General features: G+C 32.8%; 20 protein-coding genes. 10 read left to right on the top strand and 10 right to left on the bottom strand.

Going from position 1 to position 22172, the window contains the following annotated elements:
- Window positions 1–51: 51 nt before the first annotated feature.
- Window positions 52–1668 carry a phosphoenolpyruvate carboxykinase (ATP) gene (gene pckA, locus JAO71_RS00185; protein WP_202998403.1) on the bottom strand — a complete coding sequence of 539 codons (1617 nt, stop codon included), beginning with the start codon at window positions 1666–1668 and terminating at the stop codon, window positions 52–54.
- 63 nt (window positions 1669–1731) lie between these two features.
- On the bottom strand, window positions 1732–2124 hold the full coding sequence (locus tag JAO71_RS00190; protein WP_028290622.1) for a DUF423 domain-containing protein: 393 nt from the start codon (window positions 2122–2124) through the stop codon (window positions 1732–1734).
- 77 nt (window positions 2125–2201) lie between these two features.
- On the opposite strand from JAO71_RS00190, the gene JAO71_RS00195 reads away from it, so the two are divergent.
- Both JAO71_RS00195 and JAO71_RS00200 read left to right on the top strand, forming a co-directional pair.
- A complete protein-coding gene (locus tag JAO71_RS00195) occupies window positions 2202–3566 on the top strand; it encodes a saccharopine dehydrogenase family protein (RefSeq protein WP_116823593.1) in 1365 nt (454 codons plus the stop codon).
- A gap of 217 nt (window positions 3567–3783) precedes the next feature.
- Complete coding sequence (locus JAO71_RS00200; RefSeq protein WP_054852529.1) at window positions 3784–4254, top strand: Lrp/AsnC ligand binding domain-containing protein; 471 nt, start codon at window positions 3784–3786, stop codon at window positions 4252–4254.
- A 98-nt stretch (window positions 4255–4352) separates the two neighbouring features.
- On the opposite strand, the gene JAO71_RS00205 is transcribed toward JAO71_RS00200, so the two are convergent.
- Genes JAO71_RS00205 through JAO71_RS00215 form a run of 3 tightly spaced genes read right to left on the bottom strand, consistent with a single transcriptional unit; the run spans window position 4353 to window position 10046 of the window.
- Entirely contained in the window at window positions 4353–8294 is a 3942-nt protein-coding gene (locus tag JAO71_RS00205; RefSeq protein WP_202998404.1) for a T9SS type A sorting domain-containing protein, read from the bottom strand.
- A gap of 37 nt (window positions 8295–8331) precedes the next feature.
- Window positions 8332–9429 carry an ABC transporter substrate-binding protein gene (locus JAO71_RS00210; protein WP_202998405.1) on the bottom strand — a complete coding sequence of 366 codons (1098 nt, stop codon included), beginning with the start codon at window positions 9427–9429 and terminating at the stop codon, window positions 8332–8334.
- A gap of 47 nt (window positions 9430–9476) precedes the next feature.
- Window positions 9477–10046, bottom strand: a complete 570-nt coding sequence (locus JAO71_RS00215) for a phage tail protein (RefSeq protein WP_054852524.1) — start codon at window positions 10044–10046, stop codon at window positions 9477–9479.
- A gap of 208 nt (window positions 10047–10254) precedes the next feature.
- Here JAO71_RS00215 and JAO71_RS00220 point away from each other — a divergent pair, with 208 nt between their 5' ends.
- Genes JAO71_RS00220 through JAO71_RS00235 form a run of 4 tightly spaced genes read left to right on the top strand, consistent with a single transcriptional unit; the run spans window position 10255 to window position 12770 of the window.
- Entirely contained in the window at window positions 10255–10689 is a 435-nt protein-coding gene (locus tag JAO71_RS00220; RefSeq protein WP_202998406.1) for a hypothetical protein, read from the top strand.
- Window positions 10690–10694: 5 nt separating this feature from the next.
- Entirely contained in the window at window positions 10695–11333 is a 639-nt protein-coding gene (locus JAO71_RS00225; protein ID WP_202998407.1) for a hypothetical protein, read from the top strand.
- The gene (locus JAO71_RS00230) at window positions 11297–12100 is read left to right on the top strand and encodes a sensor histidine kinase (RefSeq protein WP_028607556.1); all 804 of its coding nucleotides are present in this window, start codon (window positions 11297–11299) and stop codon (window positions 12098–12100) included. The genes JAO71_RS00225 and JAO71_RS00230 overlap by 37 nt, the downstream gene beginning before the upstream one ends.
- Window positions 12090–12770, top strand: coding sequence for a response regulator transcription factor (locus JAO71_RS00235; RefSeq protein WP_054852522.1), 681 nt, complete (start codon window positions 12090–12092; stop codon window positions 12768–12770). The genes JAO71_RS00230 and JAO71_RS00235 overlap by 11 nt, the downstream gene beginning before the upstream one ends.
- Before the next feature lie 68 nt (window positions 12771–12838).
- Here JAO71_RS00235 and JAO71_RS00240 read toward each other — a convergent pair whose 3' ends face one another.
- The 5 genes from JAO71_RS00240 to JAO71_RS00260 all read right to left on the bottom strand — a co-directional run bounded on the left by JAO71_RS00240 (window position 12839) and on the right by JAO71_RS00260 (window position 16469).
- Complete coding sequence (locus JAO71_RS00240; protein ID WP_054852521.1) at window positions 12839–13552, bottom strand: Bax inhibitor-1/YccA family protein; 714 nt, start codon at window positions 13550–13552, stop codon at window positions 12839–12841.
- 78 nt (window positions 13553–13630) lie between these two features.
- Window positions 13631–14341 carry a zinc metallopeptidase gene (locus tag JAO71_RS00245; protein WP_236011113.1) on the bottom strand — a complete coding sequence of 237 codons (711 nt, stop codon included), beginning with the start codon at window positions 14339–14341 and terminating at the stop codon, window positions 13631–13633.
- Between the two features lie 80 nt (window positions 14342–14421).
- Window positions 14422–14781 (bottom strand): YraN family protein, encoded by a 360-nt coding sequence (locus tag JAO71_RS00250; RefSeq protein ID WP_202998408.1) that lies wholly within the window; start codon window positions 14779–14781, stop codon window positions 14422–14424.
- Window positions 14781–15788, bottom strand: a complete 1008-nt coding sequence (locus tag JAO71_RS00255; protein WP_202998409.1) for a S66 peptidase family protein — start codon at window positions 15786–15788, stop codon at window positions 14781–14783. The genes JAO71_RS00250 and JAO71_RS00255 overlap by 1 nt, the downstream gene beginning before the upstream one ends.
- 51 nt (window positions 15789–15839) lie before the next feature.
- Entirely contained in the window at window positions 15840–16469 is a 630-nt protein-coding gene (locus JAO71_RS00260; RefSeq protein WP_202998410.1) for a hypothetical protein, read from the bottom strand.
- 63 nt (window positions 16470–16532) lie between these two features.
- Between JAO71_RS00260 and metG the strand changes: the two genes are divergently transcribed.
- From metG to JAO71_RS00280, 4 genes are all read left to right on the top strand, one after another.
- Window positions 16533–18635 (top strand): methionine--tRNA ligase, encoded by a 2103-nt coding sequence (metG, locus tag JAO71_RS00265; protein ID WP_262510792.1) that lies wholly within the window; start codon window positions 16533–16535, stop codon window positions 18633–18635.
- A 105-nt stretch (window positions 18636–18740) separates the two neighbouring features.
- Window positions 18741–19211, top strand: coding sequence for a lipocalin family protein (locus JAO71_RS00270; RefSeq protein ID WP_116823602.1), 471 nt, complete (start codon window positions 18741–18743; stop codon window positions 19209–19211).
- Between the two features lie 5 nt (window positions 19212–19216).
- The gene (locus JAO71_RS00275; protein ID WP_116823603.1) at window positions 19217–19921 is read left to right on the top strand and encodes an OmpA family protein; all 705 of its coding nucleotides are present in this window, start codon (window positions 19217–19219) and stop codon (window positions 19919–19921) included.
- Window positions 19922–20008: 87 nt separating this feature from the next.
- A complete protein-coding gene (locus tag JAO71_RS00280) occupies window positions 20009–22129 on the top strand; it encodes a Tex family protein (RefSeq protein ID WP_202998411.1) in 2121 nt (706 codons plus the stop codon).
- Window positions 22130–22172: the final 43 nt, after the last annotated feature.

Below are 22172 nucleotides of genomic sequence, written 5' to 3' on the forward strand. Positions count from 1 at the left end.
GCGCCAATTGAAAATTTCAATTGGCGCTTTTTATTAACACTATATTTATTATTACTCAGCGTAACGTTGTGGTCCACCACGTCTAATTTCTTCGCTTGCATAAGATTCAAACTGTTGGAAATTTTCTCTAAATGCATTAGACAATTTAAAAGCTGTATCGTAATAAGCTTTATCATTATTCCAAGTTGCTCTTGGACTTAATAATTCTGATGGTACTCCAGGACAACTTCTAGGTTGTGCCACACCAAAAACAGAATGGATATGGTAGTCTTTATAATTATACAATCCTAAATCACCATTAAGTACAGCACTAATCATAGCTCTTGTGTACTTTAACTTGATTCGGCTTCCTACTCCGTAAGAACCTCCTGTCCAACCTGTATTGATAAGCCAAACATTAACATTAGCATCTTTCATTTTTTTACTTAACATCTCAGCATATTTAGTGGGATGTAAAGGCATAAATGGTGCACCAAAACAAGCAGAAAAACTAGGCACAGGCTCAGTAATACCTGCTTCAGTTCCTGCTACTTTAGCAGTATAACCAGATATAAAATGGTAAGCAGCTTGAGATGGAGTTAATTTAGATATTGGAGGTAAAACACCAAAAGCATCTGCTGTTAAAAAGAAAATGTTTTTAGGGTTTTCTCCAATAGATGGTTTTTTAATGTTTTCTATATGGTGTATTGGGTAACTTACACGTGTATTTTGCGTAATAGAAGTATCTTCAAAATCCACTTCACCAGCATCATTCATGATAACATTTTCAAGAATTGCTCCTTTTTTAATAGCACCAAAAATTTCTGGTTCTTGCTCACCTGATAAGTTAATTACTTTAGCGTAACAACCACCTTCAAAGTTAAACACTGTGTTTTCTGCAGTCCAACCATGCTCATCGTCTCCAATTAAGCTTCTATCTGGATCTGTAGATAGGGTTGTTTTTCCTGTTCCTGATAAACCAAAGAAAATAGCAGTATCACCATCTTTACCAACATTGGCACTACAGTGCATTGGTAATGTGTTTTTAAATACTGGTAAAATAAAGTTTAATGCCGAAAAGATTCCTTTTTTAATTTCTCCAGTATAACCTGTTCCACCAATTAAAGCAATTTTTCTTGTAAAATCAAGAATAGCAAAGTTATGTTGACGTGTACCATCTACTTCTGGATCAGCCATAAAACCTGGTGCATTTACTATTGTCCATTCCGGATCAAAGTTTTCTAACTCAGCATTAGTTGGTCTTAAAAACATGTTGTAAGCAAACATGTTACTCCATGGATACTCATTTATTACACGTATGTTTAATTTATAGTTTTCGTCTGCACAAGCATAACTATCTCTTACAAAAACCTCTTTTTCAGACAAGTAATTTGTTACTTTATCGTACAGTTTTTGAAATTTATCAGCATCAAAAGCAATGTTGATATTTCCCCACCACACTTTATCTTCAGTAATACTATCTTTTACTATAAATCGGTCCATTGGAGAACGTCCTGTAAACTCGCCTGTATTTACAGCTAAAGCTCCAGATGACGATTCTTTACCTTGACCTTTTTCTAAAGTAATATCATGAAGTTGCTCTGGTGATAATTGATATTTTACTTGGGCATTTTTGATTCCGTATTGTTCCAACGAAATCGTTTTCGTAAATTGGGTATGGTCTACCATAATTTGTTTGTGTTGTTTATGATGCAAAGTTAAAATTAATAAGATACAAACGCCAAACAAATACTAATTATTCTGTTTAATCTTTAAAAAGTTGATTATCAATACTACCCAAGACCCTAATAAAAACAAGCCTCCAATAGGTGTTACAAAGCCTATCGATTTAAAATTAAAAGCGGTTAATGTATTAGTCGCTAATCCATAAATCGAGCCAGAGAACAACACAACACCTATTAAAACCAAATAAAATATTAAATTTTTAGTTTGTTTATTAAGTAATTGTAGTCCACCAACAATTAAAAGTAATATAGCATGGTACATTTGATAACGTACTCCAGTTTCAAAAGTTGCTACAGCTTCTGCAGACACTAAAGCTTTTAAACCGTGTGCTCCAAAAGCTCCAAAAGCAACACTTAAAAACCCCAAAATACTTCCTAAAATTAATAATCGCTTATTCATATAATTATTTTTTTTGGGATAAAACCCAATTAAATTTTTCTAAATTCGTAAACCAAATATACTCAACAAAACTCATTATGAGACACATTTTAGTCATAGGATCCGGAAAATCTACCGCATATTTAATACAATATTTATTAGACAAATCTACGTCAGAAAAACTTCATATAACAGTAGGTGACATCAATATAGATAATGCAAAAGCAATGATTGAAAATCATAAAAATGCTACCGCTATAACACTAGATGTTTTTGATCAAAAATCTAGACAAGAGGCTGTAAAAAATGCAGACATTGTTGTTTCAATGCTTCCTGCTCGTTTTCATATAGAAGTTGCAAAAGACTGTATCACTTTCAAAAAAAACATGGTTACAGCATCTTATGTTAGTAATGAAATGCAAGCATTAGATCAAGATGCAAAAGACAACGGATTAGTATTCATGAACGAAATTGGTGTAGATCCTGGTTTGGACCATATGAGTGCGATGCAAGTCATTGACTCTATTCGTGACAAAGGCGGAAAAATTATTTTATTCGAATCCTTTACTGGTGGTCTAGTCGCACCAGAAAGTGACACCAATTTATGGAATTATAAATTCACTTGGAACCCAAGAAACGTAGTCACAGCAGGACAAGGTGGAGCAGCAAAATTCTTACAAGAAAGCACCTTTAAATACATACCATATAACAGGTTATTTAGACGTACCGAGTTTTTAGATGTAGAAAATTACGGTCGTTTTGAAGCTTATGCTAATCGCGACTCCCTTAAATATCAAAGCGTTTACGGTTTAAATGATATTAAAACCCTATACAGAGGGACCATGCGTCGCGTAGGGTTTTCTAGAGCTTGGCAAGTCTTTGTAGCGCTTGGAATGACTGATGATAGTTACACTATAGACGACAGCAAAAACATGAGTTATCGTGACTTTGTTAATGCCTTTTTACCATACAGTCCAACAGATTCTGTAGAGCTTAAATTTAGACATGCCCTAAAAATAGACCAAGATGATATTATTTGGGACAAATTTGTAGAGTTAGATCTATTTAGCAAAACAAAAATGGTGACATTAGACAAAGCCACACCAGCACAAATACTACAAAAAATATTACTTGACAGTTGGACATTAAAGCCTACAGATAAAGACATGATCGTAATGTACCATAAGTTTGGATATGAACTAAATGGAGAAAAACATCAAATAGATTCTACAATGGTAACCTTAGGGCAAGACCAAACCTATACTGCTATGGCAAAAACCGTTGGACTACCAGTAGCAATAGCAACTTTAGCTATTTTAAACAAAACCATAACAACACCAGGTGTACAAATACCAATTACCAAAGAAGTATACACACCAATCCTAAAAGAATTGGAAGAATATGGTATCACATTTAAAGAAAAACATGTACCATACCTTGGCTACAACCCTTTAAATATTTAATATTTGGGTGTTACCACATAAATTGTTCAAAGCTTTTAAAGTGCTTTGAACAATTTACTTAGGTCAGGCTATCCGTTATATCTTTTTTGTTTTTAATGACAAAAAAGGATGCCACTTCTATCCTTAACACAATAACATTAGGGACATTACTCAAATTTAAGTTTCAGTTTAAAACATAATGATTAACTTTAAGTTTTAAATTACAACAATCCTACAATTGAAAACTACAAACAACAACATAACCATAGACGGTATTGACAAAAAAATACTTCGTGCATTAATGCAAGATGCACGTACGCCTGTTTTAGAAATAGCAAGACAAGTCGGTATCTCTGGAGCAGCAATACACCAACGACTTAGAAAATTAGAAAAATCTAAACTAATAGCAGGTTCTAAATTTGTAATCAATCCAAAGGTATTAGGTTATACGACTATGGCATTTGTGGGAATCTATCTTGACAAAGCTATTAGTAATCCAGATGCGGTAAAACAACTAAAAAAAATACCTGAAGTTTTAGAATGCCACTATACCACTGGAAATTGGAGTATTTTAATAAAAATATTGTGTATGGATAACGAGCATTTAATGCATTTATTAAATAACGATATACAATCTATATCAGGAGTTTCAAGAACAGAGACATTTATATCTCTAGACCAACAAATAGAACGCCAAATTAAAATTTAGCACTCCTTTTTTTAAACATTGAAAAGGTATATTTAAAAAAAAGTAAAAGCGGGAATTTTATAAAAATTCCCGCTTTTGTTATAACTAGTTTTTAAAACTTACTTTCTTATAATTAGCTTTTTAGCAGATATATTTGAATCGCCTAAAACTTTAACAAGATATAGACCATCACTTAAGTTTCCAATATAAATAGTCTTTTCTACATTAGCATTTACTTTAAATACTTTTACCGTTTGACCTAATAAATTAACAATTTCAAAAGTATCACCAATAGGAGATTTAATATTTACATTATTGTTACTAGGGTTTGGATACATAGCAAATTTAGGTTTACTTTCAAACGTTTCAATATCTAATGAAGAAATTGTAACACAAATCGATTCAACCATACAACTTCCTGAAGTAATCACCACTTTATAATCACCATTTACAGAAGGTGTATAACTTTGATTAGTCTCTCCTGTCAATAAAGTATTTGGGCATTCATACCATTGGTAAGTTGCACCAGATTCATTGGCTGTTAAAACAACACCAACCTGTGATACTGTGTCATCCACTTCAATCACTTCCACATCATCACTAGCTGTATTTGTACAACCATTTGCATTGGTAAAGGTATACGTTATTGTATGAGTTCCTACGCCTGCTACGGAAGGATCAAAGGAATACGTCATTCCGTTACCATCGTCTGTAACTCCTGATCCTGAATACACACCTCCTGTTGCTGTTCCGCTTCCTAAACCAGATTGTACTCCTGCATCAATACATACATCCGAAGGTGCTGTAAAAGTTACTGTTGGTAAAGCGAATACTTCTATTGTGTCACTAGCTGTATTTGTACAACCATTTGCATTTGTAAAAGTGTAAGTAATAGTATGAGTTCCTACGCCTGCTACGGAAGGATCAAAGGAATACGTCATTCCGTTACCATCGTCTGTAACTCCTGATCCTGAATATACACCTCCTGTTGCTGTTCCGCTTCCTAAACCAGATTGTACTCCTGCATCAATACATACATCCGAAGGTGCTGTAAAAGCTACTGTTGGTAAAGCGAATACTTCTATAGCGTCACTAGCAAAATTAGAACAACCATTTGCGTTTGTAAAGGTGTAAGTAATAGTATGAGTTCCTACGCCTGCTACCGCAGGATCAAAGGAATACGTCATTCCGTTTCCATCGTCTGTAACTCCTGATCCTGAATATACACCTCCTGTTGCTGTTCCGCTTCCTAAACCTGACTGAATTCCTGCATCAATACATACATCCGAAGGAGCTGTAAAAGTTACTGTTGGTAAAGCGAATACTTCTATTGTGTCACTTGCTGAATTAGAACAACCATTTGCATTGGTAAAGGTGTAAGTAATAGTATGTGTTCCTACACCTGCTACCGCAGGATCAAAGGAATACGTCATTCCGTTACCATCGTCTGTAACTCCTGATCCTGAATACACACCTCCTGTTGCTGTTCCGCTTCCTAAACCAGATTGTACTCCTGCATCAATACATACATCCGAAGATGCTGTAAAAGTTACTGTTGGTAAAGCGAATACTTCTATATCGTCACTTGCTGTATTTGTACAACCATTTGCATTGGTAAAGGTATACGTTATTGTATGAGTTCCTACGCCTGCTACGGAAGGATCAAAGGAATACGTCATTCCGTTACCATCGTCTGTAACTCCTGATCCTGAATACACACCTCCTGTTACTGTTCCGCTTCCTAAACCAGATTGTACTCCTGCATCAATACATACATCCGAAGATGCTGTAAAAGTTACTGTTGGTAAAGCGAATACTTCTATTGTGTCACTAGCTGTATTTGTACAACCATTTGCATTGGTAAAGGTGTAAGTAATAGTATGAGTTCCTACGCCTGCTACGGAAGGATCAAAGGAATACGTCATTCCGTTACCATCGTCTGTAACTCCTGATCCTGAATATACACCTCCTGTTGCTGTTCCGCTTCCTAAACCAGATTGAATTCCTGCATCTATACATAAATCCGAAGGTGCTGTAAAAGTTACTGTTGGTAAAGCGAATACTTCTATTGTGTCACTAGCTGTATTTGTACAACCATTTCCATTTGTAAAGGTGTAAGTAATAGTATGAATTCCTACGCCTGATACTGAAGGATCAAAGGAATACGTCATTCCGTTACCATCGTCTGTAACTCCTAATCCCGAATATACACCTCCTGTTGCTGTTCCGCTTCCTAAACCAGATTGTACTCCTGCATCAATACATACATCCGAAGATGCTGTAAAAGTTACTATTGGTAAAGCGAATACTTCTATAGTATCACTAGCAGAATTAGAACAACCATTTGCATTTGTAAAGGTGTAAGTAATAGTATGTGTTCCTACGCCTGCTACCGCAGGATCAAAGGAATACGTCATTCCGTTACCATCGTCTGTAACTCCTGATCCTGAATATACACCTCCTGTTGCTGTTCCGCTTCCTAAACCTGACTGAATTCCTGCATCTATACATACATCCGAAGGTGCTGTAAAAGTTACTGTTGGTAAAGCGAATATTTCTATATCGTCACTTGCTGAATTAGAACAACCATTTGCGTTTGTAAAGGTGTAAGTAATAGTATGAGTTCCTACACCTGCTACGGAAGGATCAAAGGAATACGTCATTCCGTTACCATCGTCTGTAACTCCTGATCCTGAATATACACCTCCTGTTGCTGTTCCGCTTCCTAAACCTGACTGAATTCCTGCATCTATACATAAATCCGAAGGTGCTGTAAAAGTTACTGTTGGCAAAGCCTCTATAGTAACACTAACTGTTTCAGTCCCATAACAAAATCCAGGTGATTTATACTGCACAGTATATGTATTGGGTGTTGAAGCTGAAACATCAATAGTACCAGTATTAGTATTTATAGACAATCCTCCTGAAGATGAAAAAGAACCTCCAGAAACTCCTGTGATAGTAGGTGTTGGGTCTGAACCATCAACACAATATGCTGAAGCATCATAACTAAAAGAAGCATCCTCGATAGGTGTTGTCGTTATAGTAATGCTCCCACAGGATCCTGGTGTAACACAACCACCTTCACCTCTTACATAATAGGTCGTACTTGGTGGTGTAGGCGTTACAATAACAGTTGATGAAGTTGTTGTAGCTACTAATGTTCCTCCACAAGAACCTGTATAAACAGACCATTGTGTTGCATCATTTAAGTTTCCCGAAATACTAAGTAAAGCACTACCACCATCACATATAGTTGGAGGTGCTGATGTAATTGTTGGGATATCTGGCTCTACACAAGCAGCAACACAGGTTACAGATGGACTGTAACTAGTTGGTGTAATATCATATGCAGTAGTATTATTAAAACTCCAATTGCTACGATCGTTAATTTCTGCTAAAAGAAAGGTAGATGTTCCTGTTAATGTCCCTACATATTTTGCATTATCCTGTTCTGTAAGTGAAGTTACAAATAACGCTACACAATTAATACCATTTGATAATCCAGCTGGTAATCCAGAACCTGCAGTACCCAGAGGTCCTACAGACGAATCATTCCATAATGTAACTGGATCCAAAGCATTACTACCTCCATCATCACCATTAATTCCTGCAATAAAACTTGGTGTAGTTGCTGGCTCTGCGTTTGTTGCTTGGTAAGCTAATACTTGATCACCACCTAATAGGTTCCAACCAGAACCACTATCAAGTGACAATGATCCACCACCAGTGATGGTGAATGTATCTACACCAGATTCTGTGATATAAACTACTGTACCACATGATAAACCTGAACTTGGCGCAGTCCACCTAAGGTGACCTTCAGTTGTACCAGCCCATATATTTGAATCATCATTCCAGCCTTCTTCTGTAAAATATATAATTTCATTACCTGGTATATCGGTTAGTGATATAAAAGAAAAACTATGGTCAGCACCAGCGGTGGGACCTGAATCTGTATTATAGCCAACAAAGGCAATATCTCCTACAGCTAATTGCGCAAAAGTATTAGAAATACATAGTATCCCTACAAAAGTTAAAAAAAGTAATAGTTTTTTCATGGTTTAGTTTTTTATATTTTCTTTAATATACTGTTTTTTAGACACATAAATACGCATTATGCCATCCATTTTCTTCTGAAGTAATCGTAAGGTTTTTAAAATTTGAATTTAATATTTCTAAACAATTGTGTTTATAACTATTATTTTCCCAGGACAACTCCCATAAAAATTGTTTGTGAGATATTCTATGAGTTGAATCAAATAACAAAACACCTCTTGGGCCTGTTATTTTTTCTTTAGAAAAGGAATTTTCATGATTTAAATAATTATTAATCAATAGTCCATTTTCAAAACCAAGCACAGAAAACACACTTGGTATTTTATTATATTTTTCATTATACAGTTTTACAAAAAACTCATTTTCTTTTGTTTCTAGTTCTTTAAACCAAGAAGACACACACTTAGTAGTGTTAAATACTTCAGGGAATTCGTTCAATATTTTATCATCTACAGTAAAAGGCAAGGTGTAAAGAGCTGTCGTCTTGTTAATTTTATTTTGCTGTAAATATTCTGCATGTTCTTTGGCATAAATCCCATTATAAAACGCGAAAATTGCATCAGGTTTTGTCTCTAATACAAATTGTTTCATTAATTCTGCTTCATTTTCTCTTGGATGTAATGGCGTAATAAAGTGTCCTGTGAATTCTGCTTTGTTATTTTCGTATAAAGTATCATGCAGTGCCTGTGTAAAGCCATAACCAGATTCATAATAACATGTAGAAGTCATTATTCTGGAAAGACCACGACTAATCAAATGTCTTCCAAGAGCATTACATGCTTGGTATAAATCCAATGAATTACAAAAAATATTTTTTCGTTTAGATAAATCTAAAGGCATTGTAGCTCCAAAATCAGCATATAAAAAAGGAAGCTCAGTACCTTCAACATAATCTAATATTTCTCCTAAGCCTCTATGTCCCAACAAACCTGTAATTAACACAACATCTTCTTGATATACCAATTTTTGAATAGCGTTAATTACCGTCTCTGCATTATCACCTAAACCAATACCTTCAATACAGAAACTGTAATTAGAGCTAGGCATCATCAATTTTAATCCATCTACAAAGTCTTTGACCATGGTTGGATGTACTTTTGACTGAGGTAATAATACTCCTATTTTTTTTTTATTCATATATAAAGATATAAGGCTTGCGTTTTATAAGCCCGTGTTTTAATGAATTAACTTCTTGAGGGGAAAATACCTACTTGAGCGATACAAACATTGATTCCTAAAAAAGGATTTCTTGATTGCATTGGTATATTATTACCACTTAGACTTGTAGTTCCTGAAATTACTACACCACCAACTTTATCATTAGAAGTAGGATTTTCTTGATAAATACTTGGTGTTGATCCGCCTGTACTAAATCCGCTGGCTCCTCCATCACTTTCATTTATTTCTGCACCAGAAACATCAGTGGTATAAACATTTACATTTGCTGTACCGTTTATTAGAGCATGATTATGAGAAGGCATGTTAGCTTGTGTTATATACAATTGTTCTGCTCCACCTCGTTCACCCCAAGCTATACTTGAAAGTCCTGGTCCATGACCAATATGAACTATACTTCTTCCTCTTAAATCAGGTAATCCAAATGTTGTTCTTCCATCTCCTCCAAAGGTTGTTCCTATTAGTGAAAACAATGCTGTATTAGAAGAGATAGAAAGTAATTGTCCGTCACATTTTGCCCAACCACGTGGTGCAAAATTAAATCCGAATGGTTGAATTTGGCCTATAAATGGTTCCATAAACTTTAGTTGTTTTAATGATTAATAATATATGTGAGTTTAATAAAATTGTTACTCTAACAAATCTATACCCAACAACCGTTTCTAATAAGCGTATAATCACTGTGTATTAAAACCACGTAAAAACACCTGATTTTAGTAATACGGTTTTTTATGTGAATTAGTATGACTAGATTTATGATATAATTAAACCAAAACATAAAAAACCATGAGTAAAAATGAAGTAACACTAGAACACGCAAAAACTTGGGCTAAAAAATGGCAAACAGAAAACCCAAAGCATTGCAAAGCTTTTTTAATGCCTACAGTAGATTTAATAGAAGCTTTTATTGAAATGAACGTTTTAGTAAAACAAGAAGATGGCAACTACAGCCTTCAAGATGTAGACTCTAGTAGCGTTCGTGCTTATATGGCAATTGACGAAAAGATTGAAGAAGGTTATGGAGAAAAACTACTACTTGTTGGTACTAAAGTAGACTGCAAGGGTATCCATCGTGATATTATAGAAGACGAAAAACCTTCAGGTTGTGATGATGGTATTGTAGAAACTGCTGTAAATGCATTAACAGGAAGTGGCGTTTTTGATTTTACCTCACCTTGTCCAAGTGATTGCGATATAAATAGTCCTTTATTCAATCCATAAATTTAATGAAATTAATAAGTTCCCTATTTGAATACACTGGAATAGCAATACTATTTATTAATGCTATACTATTTTTTAAAAGCTATACTTCAAAAAAAAGTATGGCTTTTAAATATTTTAGTATTTATTTAGGGACTTCTTTAGTTATTGTAGTAATCACCTCTACACTTTCATTTTTTTCAAAAGACAATCTTTATTTATCACACTTTTATTTTATTGGACAATTTATTTTATTATCCTTATTTTACAAAGAGCTATTTAATTCAACTCAAAAGAAGATAGTTAATACTATTTTAATCTTAGTTTTATTAACTTTATCAATACAATATGCTAATAAACCTAATCTGTTCTTTAAATTTTTTGTTTTTGAAATTTTTATAACCTCTTTTCCTATAGTTATATATTCTATTATTCACCTTTATAATTCAATAAGTAAAAAAGGAGCGTTTATCTACATAAATGCAGGAATTTTAATTTATTTAACAACTAGCACTTTAATATTCATTTTAGGCGATTATTTATCTGAATATAACAATACAACAATTAAGAAGATTTGGTTGGTCAATAAAGTATTATATCTATTATATTTAATATTAATTTTTGTAGAATGGAAAACAACATTATCGATGGACAAGAACAAGTAATAGTCGCTCTAGTCTATGGACTTATTTTTTTAGTTTTACTTACTACTGGCCTAATATTATTTTTCCATTATTCTAGACAAAAAATCATTCAAAAAGAACTTGAAAAAGCTGATTTAAAACTTAAAAATCAACAAAAAATATTACAAACCTCTATAGCTATTCAAGAAAGAGAACGTAAACGTATTGCACAAGATCTACATGATGCTATCAGTTCTAAATTAAACATTGTAAGCTTGACAACAAACGTTTTACTTATAGATGAAACTATTACCAAGAAACAAAAAACAGCCTTAGAGCAAATATTAAACATCACTACAGGAACCTTAGAAAGCTCACGTAAAATTGCACACGATTTATTACCTCCTATATTAAATGAATTTGGTCTAAAAGCTGCATTACAAGAACTGTTTGAAGACTTTTCTAAACACACTAAAATAGAAATTGAAGATAACGTTGAAACTTTAACTAGGCTATCAAAAAACAACCAATTACATGTATTTAGAATTGTCCAAGAACTTATTAATAATTCTATCAGACACGGTAAAGCAAATGAATTAGTGGTTTATATGGAACAAAATGAAACAGGTTTTATAATACGTTATCAGGATAACGGAAAAGGATTTGATGTAAATAACATACATAAGAAACCTGGGATTGGTCTTCAAAATATTAAAAGTAGAGTTAAAATTTTAAAAGGAACTCTTAAAATAGAAAGCACACCCAATAACGGAAGTCAATTTATTATACGTTGTAATTATGAAAGATAAAATAAAGATTGCATTAGCTGATGACGAACTTTTGTTTAGACAAGGTCTAAAAGCTATTTTAGAAACTAATGAAGCAATAGAAGTTCTTTTTGATGTTGAAAATGGAGAATTATTAATACAAGAATTACGTAATACTGAAACTTTACCCGAAATAGTAGTTACTGATCTTAAAATGCCAGAACTTAATGGTGTAGAAGTCACTAAACTTATAAAAAAAGAATTTCCTGATATAAAGGTTATTGCGTTGACTAGTTATTTTAGCAAACCTTTTATTTTAAATATGATTTCTATAGGTGCAGTTGCGTATTTAGCAAAAAACAGCACACCGACATTAATGATAAAAACCATTAAAGAAGTCGCAGCTAAAGGGTTTTACTATGACAACCAAGTCCTACAATATATACATGAAAGTATTGCAAATCCAGTTGACAAAAAGGTAAAATCTAGTTTTGACACCAACTATTTTACAAAACGTGAAACAGAAGTTTTAACTCTAATATGCAAACAATTGACAACTAGTGATATTGCCGAAAAACTATTTATCAGTCCACGAACTGTTGAAGGACATCGTAACAATTTGTTGTTAAAAACAGAGTCTAAAAACGTTGCAGGATTAGTTATATATGCTCTAAAAAACAAATTGGTTTCTTTAGAAAATGACTCATTCTAAAAAAAACAAAAAGCGCTTTGAATTTAATTCAAAACGCTTTAACATTTAATCTTTTATTAAAACAGTGATTAGTCTCTTGACATAAAAATTCTAAGAATATACCAAAATAATAGCATTAACGATGCAAACAAACCTAAAGCTGCAGGTATATAATCGTCAGTAGAATATTTATTTACAATTTGAGACGTTTGATAAAGTATAGAGCCAGCAGCTAGTACACACATCGCACCAGAAAACCATAAACCTAGGTCAAACCCAAAAATTGTTCCTGCAATAATTAACCCTAAAGCAATAAAAAAACCGATAGTTAATCCTGCTTTTAAAAACGAAAAATCTTTATTTGTTAACATAACCACAGCTGTTAATCCTGTAAATAAGGCTAAAGTTACTAGTGCTGCTTGTTGTAATATTTCTGCTCCAGAATCCATGTAAAACGCTGCAATATAAATCATAGGCACAAAAATAACAGCTTGCGCTAATATGTATATTCCGTAGGCTAAATATTGTTTATTCTTATCAGCTGTTTTCATAGCTGTACTTTCTGCGTAAGTTGTAATTAGCATAAATCCTCCTAATAGTAATAGCCATTTGTAGCCTTGCGTCATTGACAACATAAACTCTACTAAAGCATCACTTTGTAATAATAAATATTCAAATAACACAAATGCTAAAACGCCTCCAGCAACGTGACCGTAAGTTTTTTTATAAAATGCAGTTCTATCTGCGTCAGAAGCCATAGTTAAATGCGTTCCGCCTTGATAATTTTCTAAATTATTGTCCATAAATTATTGATAGTTTAATTGGTTACTCAAATGTAAAAAAAGAAACCTAATAATTTTACTTATTAGGTTTAATATATTTTAGTCTCTGTTTACTAAAATTTGCATAGCCCAATATAATAAAGAAGCTAATGCACCAATTGCAGCAACCAAATAAGTTCTGGCTGCCCATTTTAAAGCATCTTGAGACCCTTTATACTCATCTGGAGTCACTATATTTTTTGCTTTAAGCCAAGCTAAAGCTCTATTACTAGCATCATACTCTACTGGTAAGGTTATAAAACTAAATAAGGTTGCAAACCCCATCATTACTAATCCTGCAATTGCAACGTAAAATCCACCAGCACCTAAAATATTAGATGCCATTAAAGCAATACCTCCAATAATTACCCATTGGGACATACTAGATGTAACTTGTACTACAGGCACTAATTTAGATCGCATAGTTAAATAACTATAAGCTGTAGCATGTTGTACAGCATGTCCAACCTCATGCGCTGCTACTGCAGCTGCAGCTGCATTGGCATGATTATAAACAACCTCACTTAAATTAACCGTTTTGTTTGTTGGATTGTAATGATCTGTTAATTGTCCTTTTACAGAAATCACTTTTACATCTCTTATTCCATTATCAGACAACATTTTTTCGGCAATTTCTTTACCAGTCATCCCATTACGCAAGTGTACTTTAGAATAAAATGCAAACTTACTTTTTAGCTTATTGCTTACAATGCCACTAATTATACCTATCACACCAATTAAAATGTAATATCCCATATATCCTGAAAACATATTCTTTATTTTTAAATTAACAATATAAATATAACAAAAAGTGAGCCAATGTAACAGCAAGCTATTTTGTCAGTAAACACTTAAAAATGATAAAATGCATTTTTTAGATGTTCGATACTAAATTGATTATTTTCTTTAATAATAGCAATAATATCAAAACGAATTTCTACATCTAAGCCATTTGTTGTCACATATTGATTCACAGCTTTTACTAAACGTTGTATCTGTTTAGGTTTAACGAAATCTTGTGGATTACCAAAATTAGTGGTTGATCGTGTTTTGACTTCAATAATTGCTAAAACATCCTTTTTTTTAGCTATTATATCAACTTCTGCTTTAGCAAAACGATAGTTAAGGTCTACAATATCATAGTTGTTTTCCATCAAAAAATCAACTGCTAATTGCTCTCCTTTTTTACCAAGTTCGTTATGACTAGCCATTATTGCTTAAATACTACACTTGATTTATTTTTTTCAACCTTCAAAAATACCTCACGTCCTAAAATTAAAGCTCTGTTATCTTTTTCATGTCCTGCAGGCATATTAAAAGCCACAGGAAAATCATACTCTGACAAAACATCTAAAATAAGTTGCTCTACTGAAGTTCCCCAAAGGGTTGTATTCTTTCTCATTTTACTCATATCTCCCACTAAAACTCCTGCACAGTCATTAAAATAACCTGCTCGTTTTAGACTTTGTAACATTCTATCGATATGGTATTTGTATTCACCTATTTCTTCAATAAACAAAATTTTACCTTTAGTATCTATGCTTTCTTTTGAGCCCAACATGGTGTGTAAAATAGTTAAATTCCCACCAACTAATGCTCCATTGGCATCTCCAGTTTTGTTATAGTTTGATCCTTTTAAAGTATAATTTAAGGGTTTACCAAAAAGGGTGTTTTTAAAAGTTGCAATACTTTGTTGTATATCGGACAAATCTGTTGGAAGACTAACACACATTATAGCGTGTAAGGTTTGTACTCCTAAAATGTGAATTTGATTGTGTAGTGCAGTAATATCACTATAACCAATTAACCATTTAGGTTGTTTTAAAAACTTATTGTAATCTAATTTATCCAGTATTCTAACTGTACCATAGCCACCACGTGCAGACCAAATGGCTTTTATTTTTGGGTCGTCTAATGCCATTTGAAAGTCTTCACATCTCTCTTGATCTGTTCCAGCAAAATGATCGGCTTGATTATATATGTTTTTACCAATCACAACATGCAATTGCCAGCTTTCTAAAAGTTTTTTTGCCCTATTAACTTCATCGTTTCTATTTTTTAAAACTCCAGAAGGTGCAACAATAGCAACAGTGTCTCCTGCTTTTAAATAAGGTGGCTGTATCAATTTTGTTTCGGTTTTGTTTTGTGCTGACGTTGTTTTATTTCCTAAGAAAAAAACGATACCACACAACAGTAATAGTATTCTTTTTTTTGACATAGTGTAAATGTACAAGATATTTGATAAAATAAACGAATATGGTTTTATTGGTTAATTATAAATTTTATGAAAACCAAAACTATAATTAAATCCAAAACCCACATGAGTAACTTTGCCAAAATTACCATATAATTTAAATCCAAATGAACGACTAAAAGCAGTAGGTCTACCTATTGGGATTAATCCATAAAAAAGCCTGAATCTATTTTTATCCTTTTTAAAAAACTTGTAATTAATTTCAAATGGAACTCCGATATAATGCTCTTTTTCTCTATATTTTAAACCCTCTATTTTATACCTATTTATTAAAGTATTACTGGAGATACCTGCAGATAGACTTAAAGAAGATCCATCATAAACAAAACGCTTACCATAAAGCAAACCATATTCGTTTAAAGAATTTCCATTAATATATGCTGGAAATAAAAATGCTTTAGACAAACCTCTATTTCTATTTACATTTTTACTAGCTATGTATAAGTTTCTAAATGTAAAAAGATTGTTCCCTTTCTGATAATTTCCAGTATATCCAAGTGATAACCCTTCAAAATTAACTCCAGAATATCCTAAAAAAACTTCAAAATAAGCTATAGGGTTGTTATAGTCTATTTTAATTTCTTCTTGAGAAAATGAAAACTTAATAAAAATCAATATTATAATTAAAGCTAAATAGGTTTTCATAGTTTTTTCTCAAATTTATCAAAAAATATACGTTTTTAATAAATCTGATTTAAAGAATACATTATTAAAAAACATAATGATTATTTTTGCTCCAAAACAGAACGCCACATGCCTAAAGATTCAAAAAGATATACAATTACAGCAGCCTTACCTTATACTAATGGTCCAATACATATTGGTCATTTAGCAGGTGTTTATGTTCCTGCAGATATTTATGCTAGATACAAAAGATTAACAGGTAACGATGTTGCTTTTATTTGCGGAAGTGATGAGCATGGTGTACCAATTACTATTAAAGCTAAAAAAGAAGGGGTTACACCTCAACAAATTGTAGATCGCTATCATAAAATCATTAAGGATTCTTTTGAAGAATTTGGAATAACTTTTGACAACTATTCTCGTACTTCAGCAAAAATCCATCATGATACTGCTTCTGAGTTTTTCAAAACTTTGTACGATAAAAACGAATTTGTTGAAGAAGTCTCAGAACAATTATATGACGCAGAAGCTAACCAATTTTTAGCAGACAGATTTGTAATAGGGACTTGTCCAAAATGCGGTAATGAAGAGAGCTATGGTGACCAATGCGAAAAATGTGGTACCTCACATAATGCAACAGATTTAATAAACCCTAAATCTGCAATTACTGGTAATGTACCTACTTTAAAAGAAACTAAACATTGGTTTTTACCTTTAAATAAACATGAAGCATTTTTACGTGAGTGGATACTCGAAGGTCATAAAAAAGATTGGAAACCTAACGTATATGGTCAAGTTAAATCATGGATTGATGACGGGTTAAGACCACGTGCTGTAACTAGAGATTTAGATTGGGGAATTCCAGTACCTGTTCCTGGAGGAGAAGGAAAAGTATTATACGTATGGTTTGATGCGCCAATTGGTTACATATCCTCTACTAAAGAATGGGCTGCAAGAGAAGGTAAAGATTGGGAACCATACTGGAAAGATCAAGACACAAAATTAGTACATTTTATTGGTAAGGATAATATTGTGTTTCATTGTATTATATTTCCTGCAATGTTAAAAGCAGAAGGCAGCTATATATTACCTGATAATGTACCTGCTAACGAATTTTTAAATCTTGAAGGCAACAAGTTATCGACCTCAAAAAATTGGGCAGTTTGGTTACCAGAATATTTAAAAGACTTCCCTAATCAGCAAGACGTTTTGCGTTATGCTTTAACTGCTAATGCCCCAGAAAGTAAAGACAACGATTTTACCTGGAAAGATTTTCAAGCTAGAAACAACAACGAGTTAGTAGCCATCTTTGGTAACTTTATCAACCGTGTTGTAGTTTTAACCAATAAATACTATGAAGGTATTGTACCAACACCTTCAGAGTTTGAAGCTATTGACCAAGAGACTTTAGCAACCGTTAAAGCTTATCCAGCTGTTATTGAAAGCTCTTTAGAGCGCTACCGTTTTAGAGAAGCTGGTCAAGAATTAATGAATCTTGCTAGACTTGGAAACAAATATTTAGCAGATGAAGAACCTTGGAAACTTGTTAAAACTGACGAAGCTAGAACTAAAACCATCATGTATGTTGCGTTGCAAATTGCAAGTGCATTGGCTACTTTATCAGAACCATTTTTACCATTTACATCTACTAAACTTAAAAACATATTAAATACAAACACTAATGTTTGGAGTGACATAGCAACCAAAGACATCTTACTTCCTGCTACACACCAAATTGGTAAAGGTGAATTATTATTTAGTAAAATTGAAGATGCCACAATCCAACTTCAGCTAGATAAATTAGAAGCTAGCAAAAAAGCAAATGAAGCTGCTAATAAAGTAGTCGAACCTCAAAAAGAAGAAATTACTTTTGACGATTTTACAAAATTAGATTTACGTGTCGGAACGATTTTAGAAGCCGAAAAAATGCTTAAAGCAAAAAAATTATTAGTTTTAAAAGTAGACACAGGCATTGACGTACGTACTATTGTATCCGGAATTGCAGAACATTTTAAACCAGAAGATGTAATTGGTAAAAAAGTTACCGTTTTAGTTAACCTTGCTCCAAGAAAATTACGTGGTGTAGAAAGTCAAGGTATGATTTTAATGACTGAGAATGCTGAAGGCGCATTAGTGTTTGTAAACCCTGACGATGCTTCAGTAAACAATGGATTACATATTAGTTAATTTTTTTCTATCTAAAATGGAAATTATATAATGCATGAAAACAATCATGTAATATAAAATATCAAAGACGGTTATATCTTTGTATCATAATTAAAAACTAATATTATGAAACAAATTATAACCGTCTTATTTTTGAGTCTACTTTTTAGTTGTGGATCAACTAAAGTCGTAAGAGAATCAAGAAAAACCATAAAAGGGTCATGGGTATTAAACTCGATTAACTACAGTCAACCCGGAACATATAATGTCACACTTTTAAACGATACTTCAAAAGAGTGTTTTGAACAAAGTACATGGCAGTTTATACCAAATAACTACTCTGGTATATATACTATAAACAATGCTAATTGTAATGCAGGTGAAAGATATTTTAACTTTACAATCCAAGAAGTAGATCAAACTACAGGTTTATACAGTTTTTTATTAAAGCCTACTGACGCCAAAGGTAAAAGTGATACTAATCAAGGTTTCAGATTAACCTTAGCACAATTATCAGAAACTAATATGAGATGGGAACAAACCTTAACGGTGGACGGTAAACCATTTACCATTAACATGAACTTTATAAAACAATAATCACTATGAAAACTATAATAAAAAATATATCAACAAGTGCTTTAGCTATACTTTTAATTACAAGTGTATCTAGCTGTAGCAGTGTACAAAACGCAAACAACAAACAAAAAGGAGCAGTAATTGGAGCTACAGGAGGAGCCATTCTTGGTGCCATAATTGGTAACAATGTTGGTAAAGGTGGTAATGGAGAGTTAGGCGCTGTTATTGGTGGTGTTGTAGGTGGTGGAGCTGGTGTGCTTATCGGAAATAAAATGGACAAACAAGCGCAACAAATTGAAGAAGAAATTCCTGGTGCAGTTGTAGAGCGTGTTGATGACGGAATTGTAATAACTTTTGATGAAAATAGTGGTGTATATTTTGACACTGCTAAGTACAATGTTAATACAGCATCACAAACTAGTTTAAACAAATTAGTCTCTGTATTTAAAGAGTATCCAGACACAAACATATTAGTAGTTGGTCATACAGACAGTGTTGGTAGCGAAGAAAGTAACATGACATTATCAAAAAACCGAGCATATGCTGTTACAAATTACTTGACAAACCAAGGTTTAAGTAGCAGTCGTTTTACAACCAACTGGTTTGGAGAAACCCAACCATTAAATGATAATAGTACAGCCGAAGGACGTGCAAAAAACAGACGTGTAAATGTCGCTATTTTACCAAATGAAAAAATGATTAACGACGCACAACAAGAAACTCAAAATTAATATAATTCTTTATAAAAATATTCGGAAAATTAAACTGAGTTAGATATATTACAAGACCTTATTTATTAAAAAATAAGGTCTTTTTTTATGCTTATAAACTATATAATTTCCAAAACCAAACTGCCAAAATCCTCAGTTCAAAACACCATTGACTTACTTAACCAAGATGCTACAATTCCATTTATTTCTAGATATCGAAAAGAAGTAACTGGAAATCTAGATGAAGTACAGATTGGAGATATCGTAAAATATAAGGAAGAATTTGAAACTTTAGAAAAACGTAAAATCACAATTTTAAAAGCTTTAGATGAACAATCAGTCTTAACCGAAGATTTAAAAGCTAAAGTTGAATCCTGTATAGACCTAATTACTCTAGAGGATTTATATTTACCCTATAAAAAAAGTAGAAAAACCAAAGCTGAAACTGCACGTAAAAACGGCTTAGAGCCATTAGCAAAAATCATCATGAGTCAAAACGCAAATGATGTAGAAACCATTGCTTTTAAATACGTTAAAGGTGATATTACTACAGTTGATGATGCTTTAGAAGGTGCACGACATATTATTGCTGAGTGGATTAATGAACGTACAGACATTCGTAATAACTTGCGTAAGCAACTGGAGCGTCATGCCATGATTTCCACGACAGTGGTAAAAACAAAAAAAGACGATGAAAACGCTCAAAAATTTAGAGATTATTTTGAATGGGAAGAAGCATTAGGTCGCATACCTTCACACAGGCTTTTGGCAATTTTAAGAGCTGAAAAAGAAGGTTTTATTAGAGTTAAAATTGAAATAGATAAAATTAAAGCGTTAGAAAACATTGATCGCAAAATTATAAAAAGTGACAATGCTTGTGCTGACCAATTAGAGCTTGCAATAAGCGATGCTTATAAGCGTTTACTGTTTCCGTCATTAAGCAATGAAGCACTACAAAACGCCAAAGAAAAAGCAGACCAATCTGCTATAAGTGTTTTTGCTAAAAACTTAAAACAATTATTATTAGGTTCGCCTTTAGGCGAAAAAAGAGTACTTGCTATAGATCCTGGTTTTAGATCAGGTTGTAAAGTAGTGTGTTTGGATGCACAAGGTACTTTATTGCATAATGAAAACATCTACCCTCATGCTCCTAAAAACGATAGCATTGGTGCTATGAAAAAATTAGCAACTTTAACTGAATCCTATAATATTGACGCTATTGCTATAGGAAACGGAACAGCATCTAGAGAAACAGAAGCTTTAGTAAAAAAAGTACATTTCAAAAATGACATTCAAGTCTTTGTGGTTAGTGAGGCTGGAGCAAGTATTTACTCGGCTTCAAAGATAGCTAGGGACGAGTTTCCTGATTACGACGTTACCGTAAGAGGATCTGTATCTATTGGACGTCGTTTACAAGACCCTTTAGCTGAGCTGGTAAAGATTGATGCCAAGTCTATTGGTGTTGGACAATACCAACATGATGTTGATCAAAATAAACTACAAAAACAATTAGATATTGTTGTTGAAAATTGTGTTAACAGTGTTGGTGTTAATATCAATACAGCAAGCACCTCTTTATTAAGTTATGTGTCTGGAATTGGTCCTAAATTAGCCGAAAATATTTTTAAATTCAGAGCTGAGAATGGTGTTTTTAAAAGTAGAAATGATATAAAAAAGGTTCCACGTCTAGGTGCTAAAGCATTTGAGCAAGGTGCAGCCTTTTTAAGAATTAGGGAACCTAAAAACCCATTAGACGATTCTGCTGTACACCCAGAAAGCTATACTATTGTTAAAAACATGGCTAAAGATTTAAGAGTAACTTTAAATGATTTAATTGGGAACAAAGAACTACTAAAAAAAATAGATTTAAAAAACTATTGCTCTGATACTGTAGGATTACTAACATTAGAAGACATTATAAAAGAACTTGAAAAACCAGGTTTAGATATTAGAGAGGAAGCTAAAGTCTTTACTTTTAATCAAAATATTAAAACCATTAACGATTTAGCGTCAGGACAATTATTACCAGGTATAGTTAATAATATTACCAATTTTGGTTGTTTTGTTGATGTTGGTATTAAAGAAAGTGGATTAATACATGTTTCTAATTTATCGGATAGCTTTGTTAAGGATGTAAATGAGCATGTCCATTTACACCAACAGGTTATTGTCAAAGTTTTAGAGGTTGATGTTACTAGAAAAAGGATTCAATTACAATTACATAAATAACAAAAAAAAGCATCAACCTTATATAAGATTGATGCTTTTTAAT

The sequence above is a fragment of the Olleya sediminilitoris genome (genome assembly GCF_016785945.1).
Taxonomy (GTDB): Bacteria; Bacteroidota; Bacteroidia; order Flavobacteriales; family Flavobacteriaceae; genus Olleya; species Olleya sediminilitoris.

Coding starts and splice junctions, on each gene's coding strand:
- pckA (WP_202998403.1), bottom strand. CDS start 1,668: ATGGTAGACCATACCCAATTTACGAAAACGATTTCGTTGGAACAATAC.
- JAO71_RS00190 (WP_028290622.1), bottom strand. CDS start 2,124: ATGAATAAGCGATTATTAATTTTAGGAAGTATTTTGGGGTTTTTAAGT.
- JAO71_RS00195 (WP_116823593.1), top strand. CDS start 2,202: ATGAGACACATTTTAGTCATAGGATCCGGAAAATCTACCGCATATTTA.
- JAO71_RS00205 (WP_202998404.1), bottom strand. CDS start 8,294: ATGAAAAAACTATTACTTTTTTTAACTTTTGTAGGGATACTATGTATT.
- JAO71_RS00210 (WP_202998405.1), bottom strand. CDS start 9,429: ATGAATAAAAAAAAAATAGGAGTATTATTACCTCAGTCAAAAGTACAT.
- JAO71_RS00215 (WP_054852524.1), bottom strand. CDS start 10,046: ATGGAACCATTTATAGGCCAAATTCAACCATTCGGATTTAATTTTGCA.
- JAO71_RS00220 (WP_202998406.1), top strand. CDS start 10,255: ATGAGTAAAAATGAAGTAACACTAGAACACGCAAAAACTTGGGCTAAA.
- JAO71_RS00225 (WP_202998407.1), top strand. CDS start 10,695: ATGAAATTAATAAGTTCCCTATTTGAATACACTGGAATAGCAATACTA.
- JAO71_RS00230 (WP_028607556.1), top strand. CDS start 11,297: ATGGAAAACAACATTATCGATGGACAAGAACAAGTAATAGTCGCTCTA.
- JAO71_RS00235 (WP_054852522.1), top strand. CDS start 12,090: ATGAAAGATAAAATAAAGATTGCATTAGCTGATGACGAACTTTTGTTT.
- JAO71_RS00240 (WP_054852521.1), bottom strand. CDS start 13,552: ATGGACAATAATTTAGAAAATTATCAAGGCGGAACGCATTTAACTATG.
- JAO71_RS00245 (WP_236011113.1), bottom strand. CDS start 14,341: ATGTTTTCAGGATATATGGGATATTACATTTTAATTGGTGTGATAGGT.
- JAO71_RS00250 (WP_202998408.1), bottom strand. CDS start 14,781: ATGGCTAGTCATAACGAACTTGGTAAAAAAGGAGAGCAATTAGCAGTT.
- JAO71_RS00255 (WP_202998409.1), bottom strand. CDS start 15,788: ATGTCAAAAAAAAGAATACTATTACTGTTGTGTGGTATCGTTTTTTTC.
- JAO71_RS00260 (WP_202998410.1), bottom strand. CDS start 16,469: ATGAAAACCTATTTAGCTTTAATTATAATATTGATTTTTATTAAGTTT.
- JAO71_RS00270 (WP_116823602.1), top strand. CDS start 18,741: ATGAAACAAATTATAACCGTCTTATTTTTGAGTCTACTTTTTAGTTGT.
- JAO71_RS00275 (WP_116823603.1), top strand. CDS start 19,217: ATGAAAACTATAATAAAAAATATATCAACAAGTGCTTTAGCTATACTT.
- JAO71_RS00280 (WP_202998411.1), top strand. CDS start 20,009: ATGCTTATAAACTATATAATTTCCAAAACCAAACTGCCAAAATCCTCA.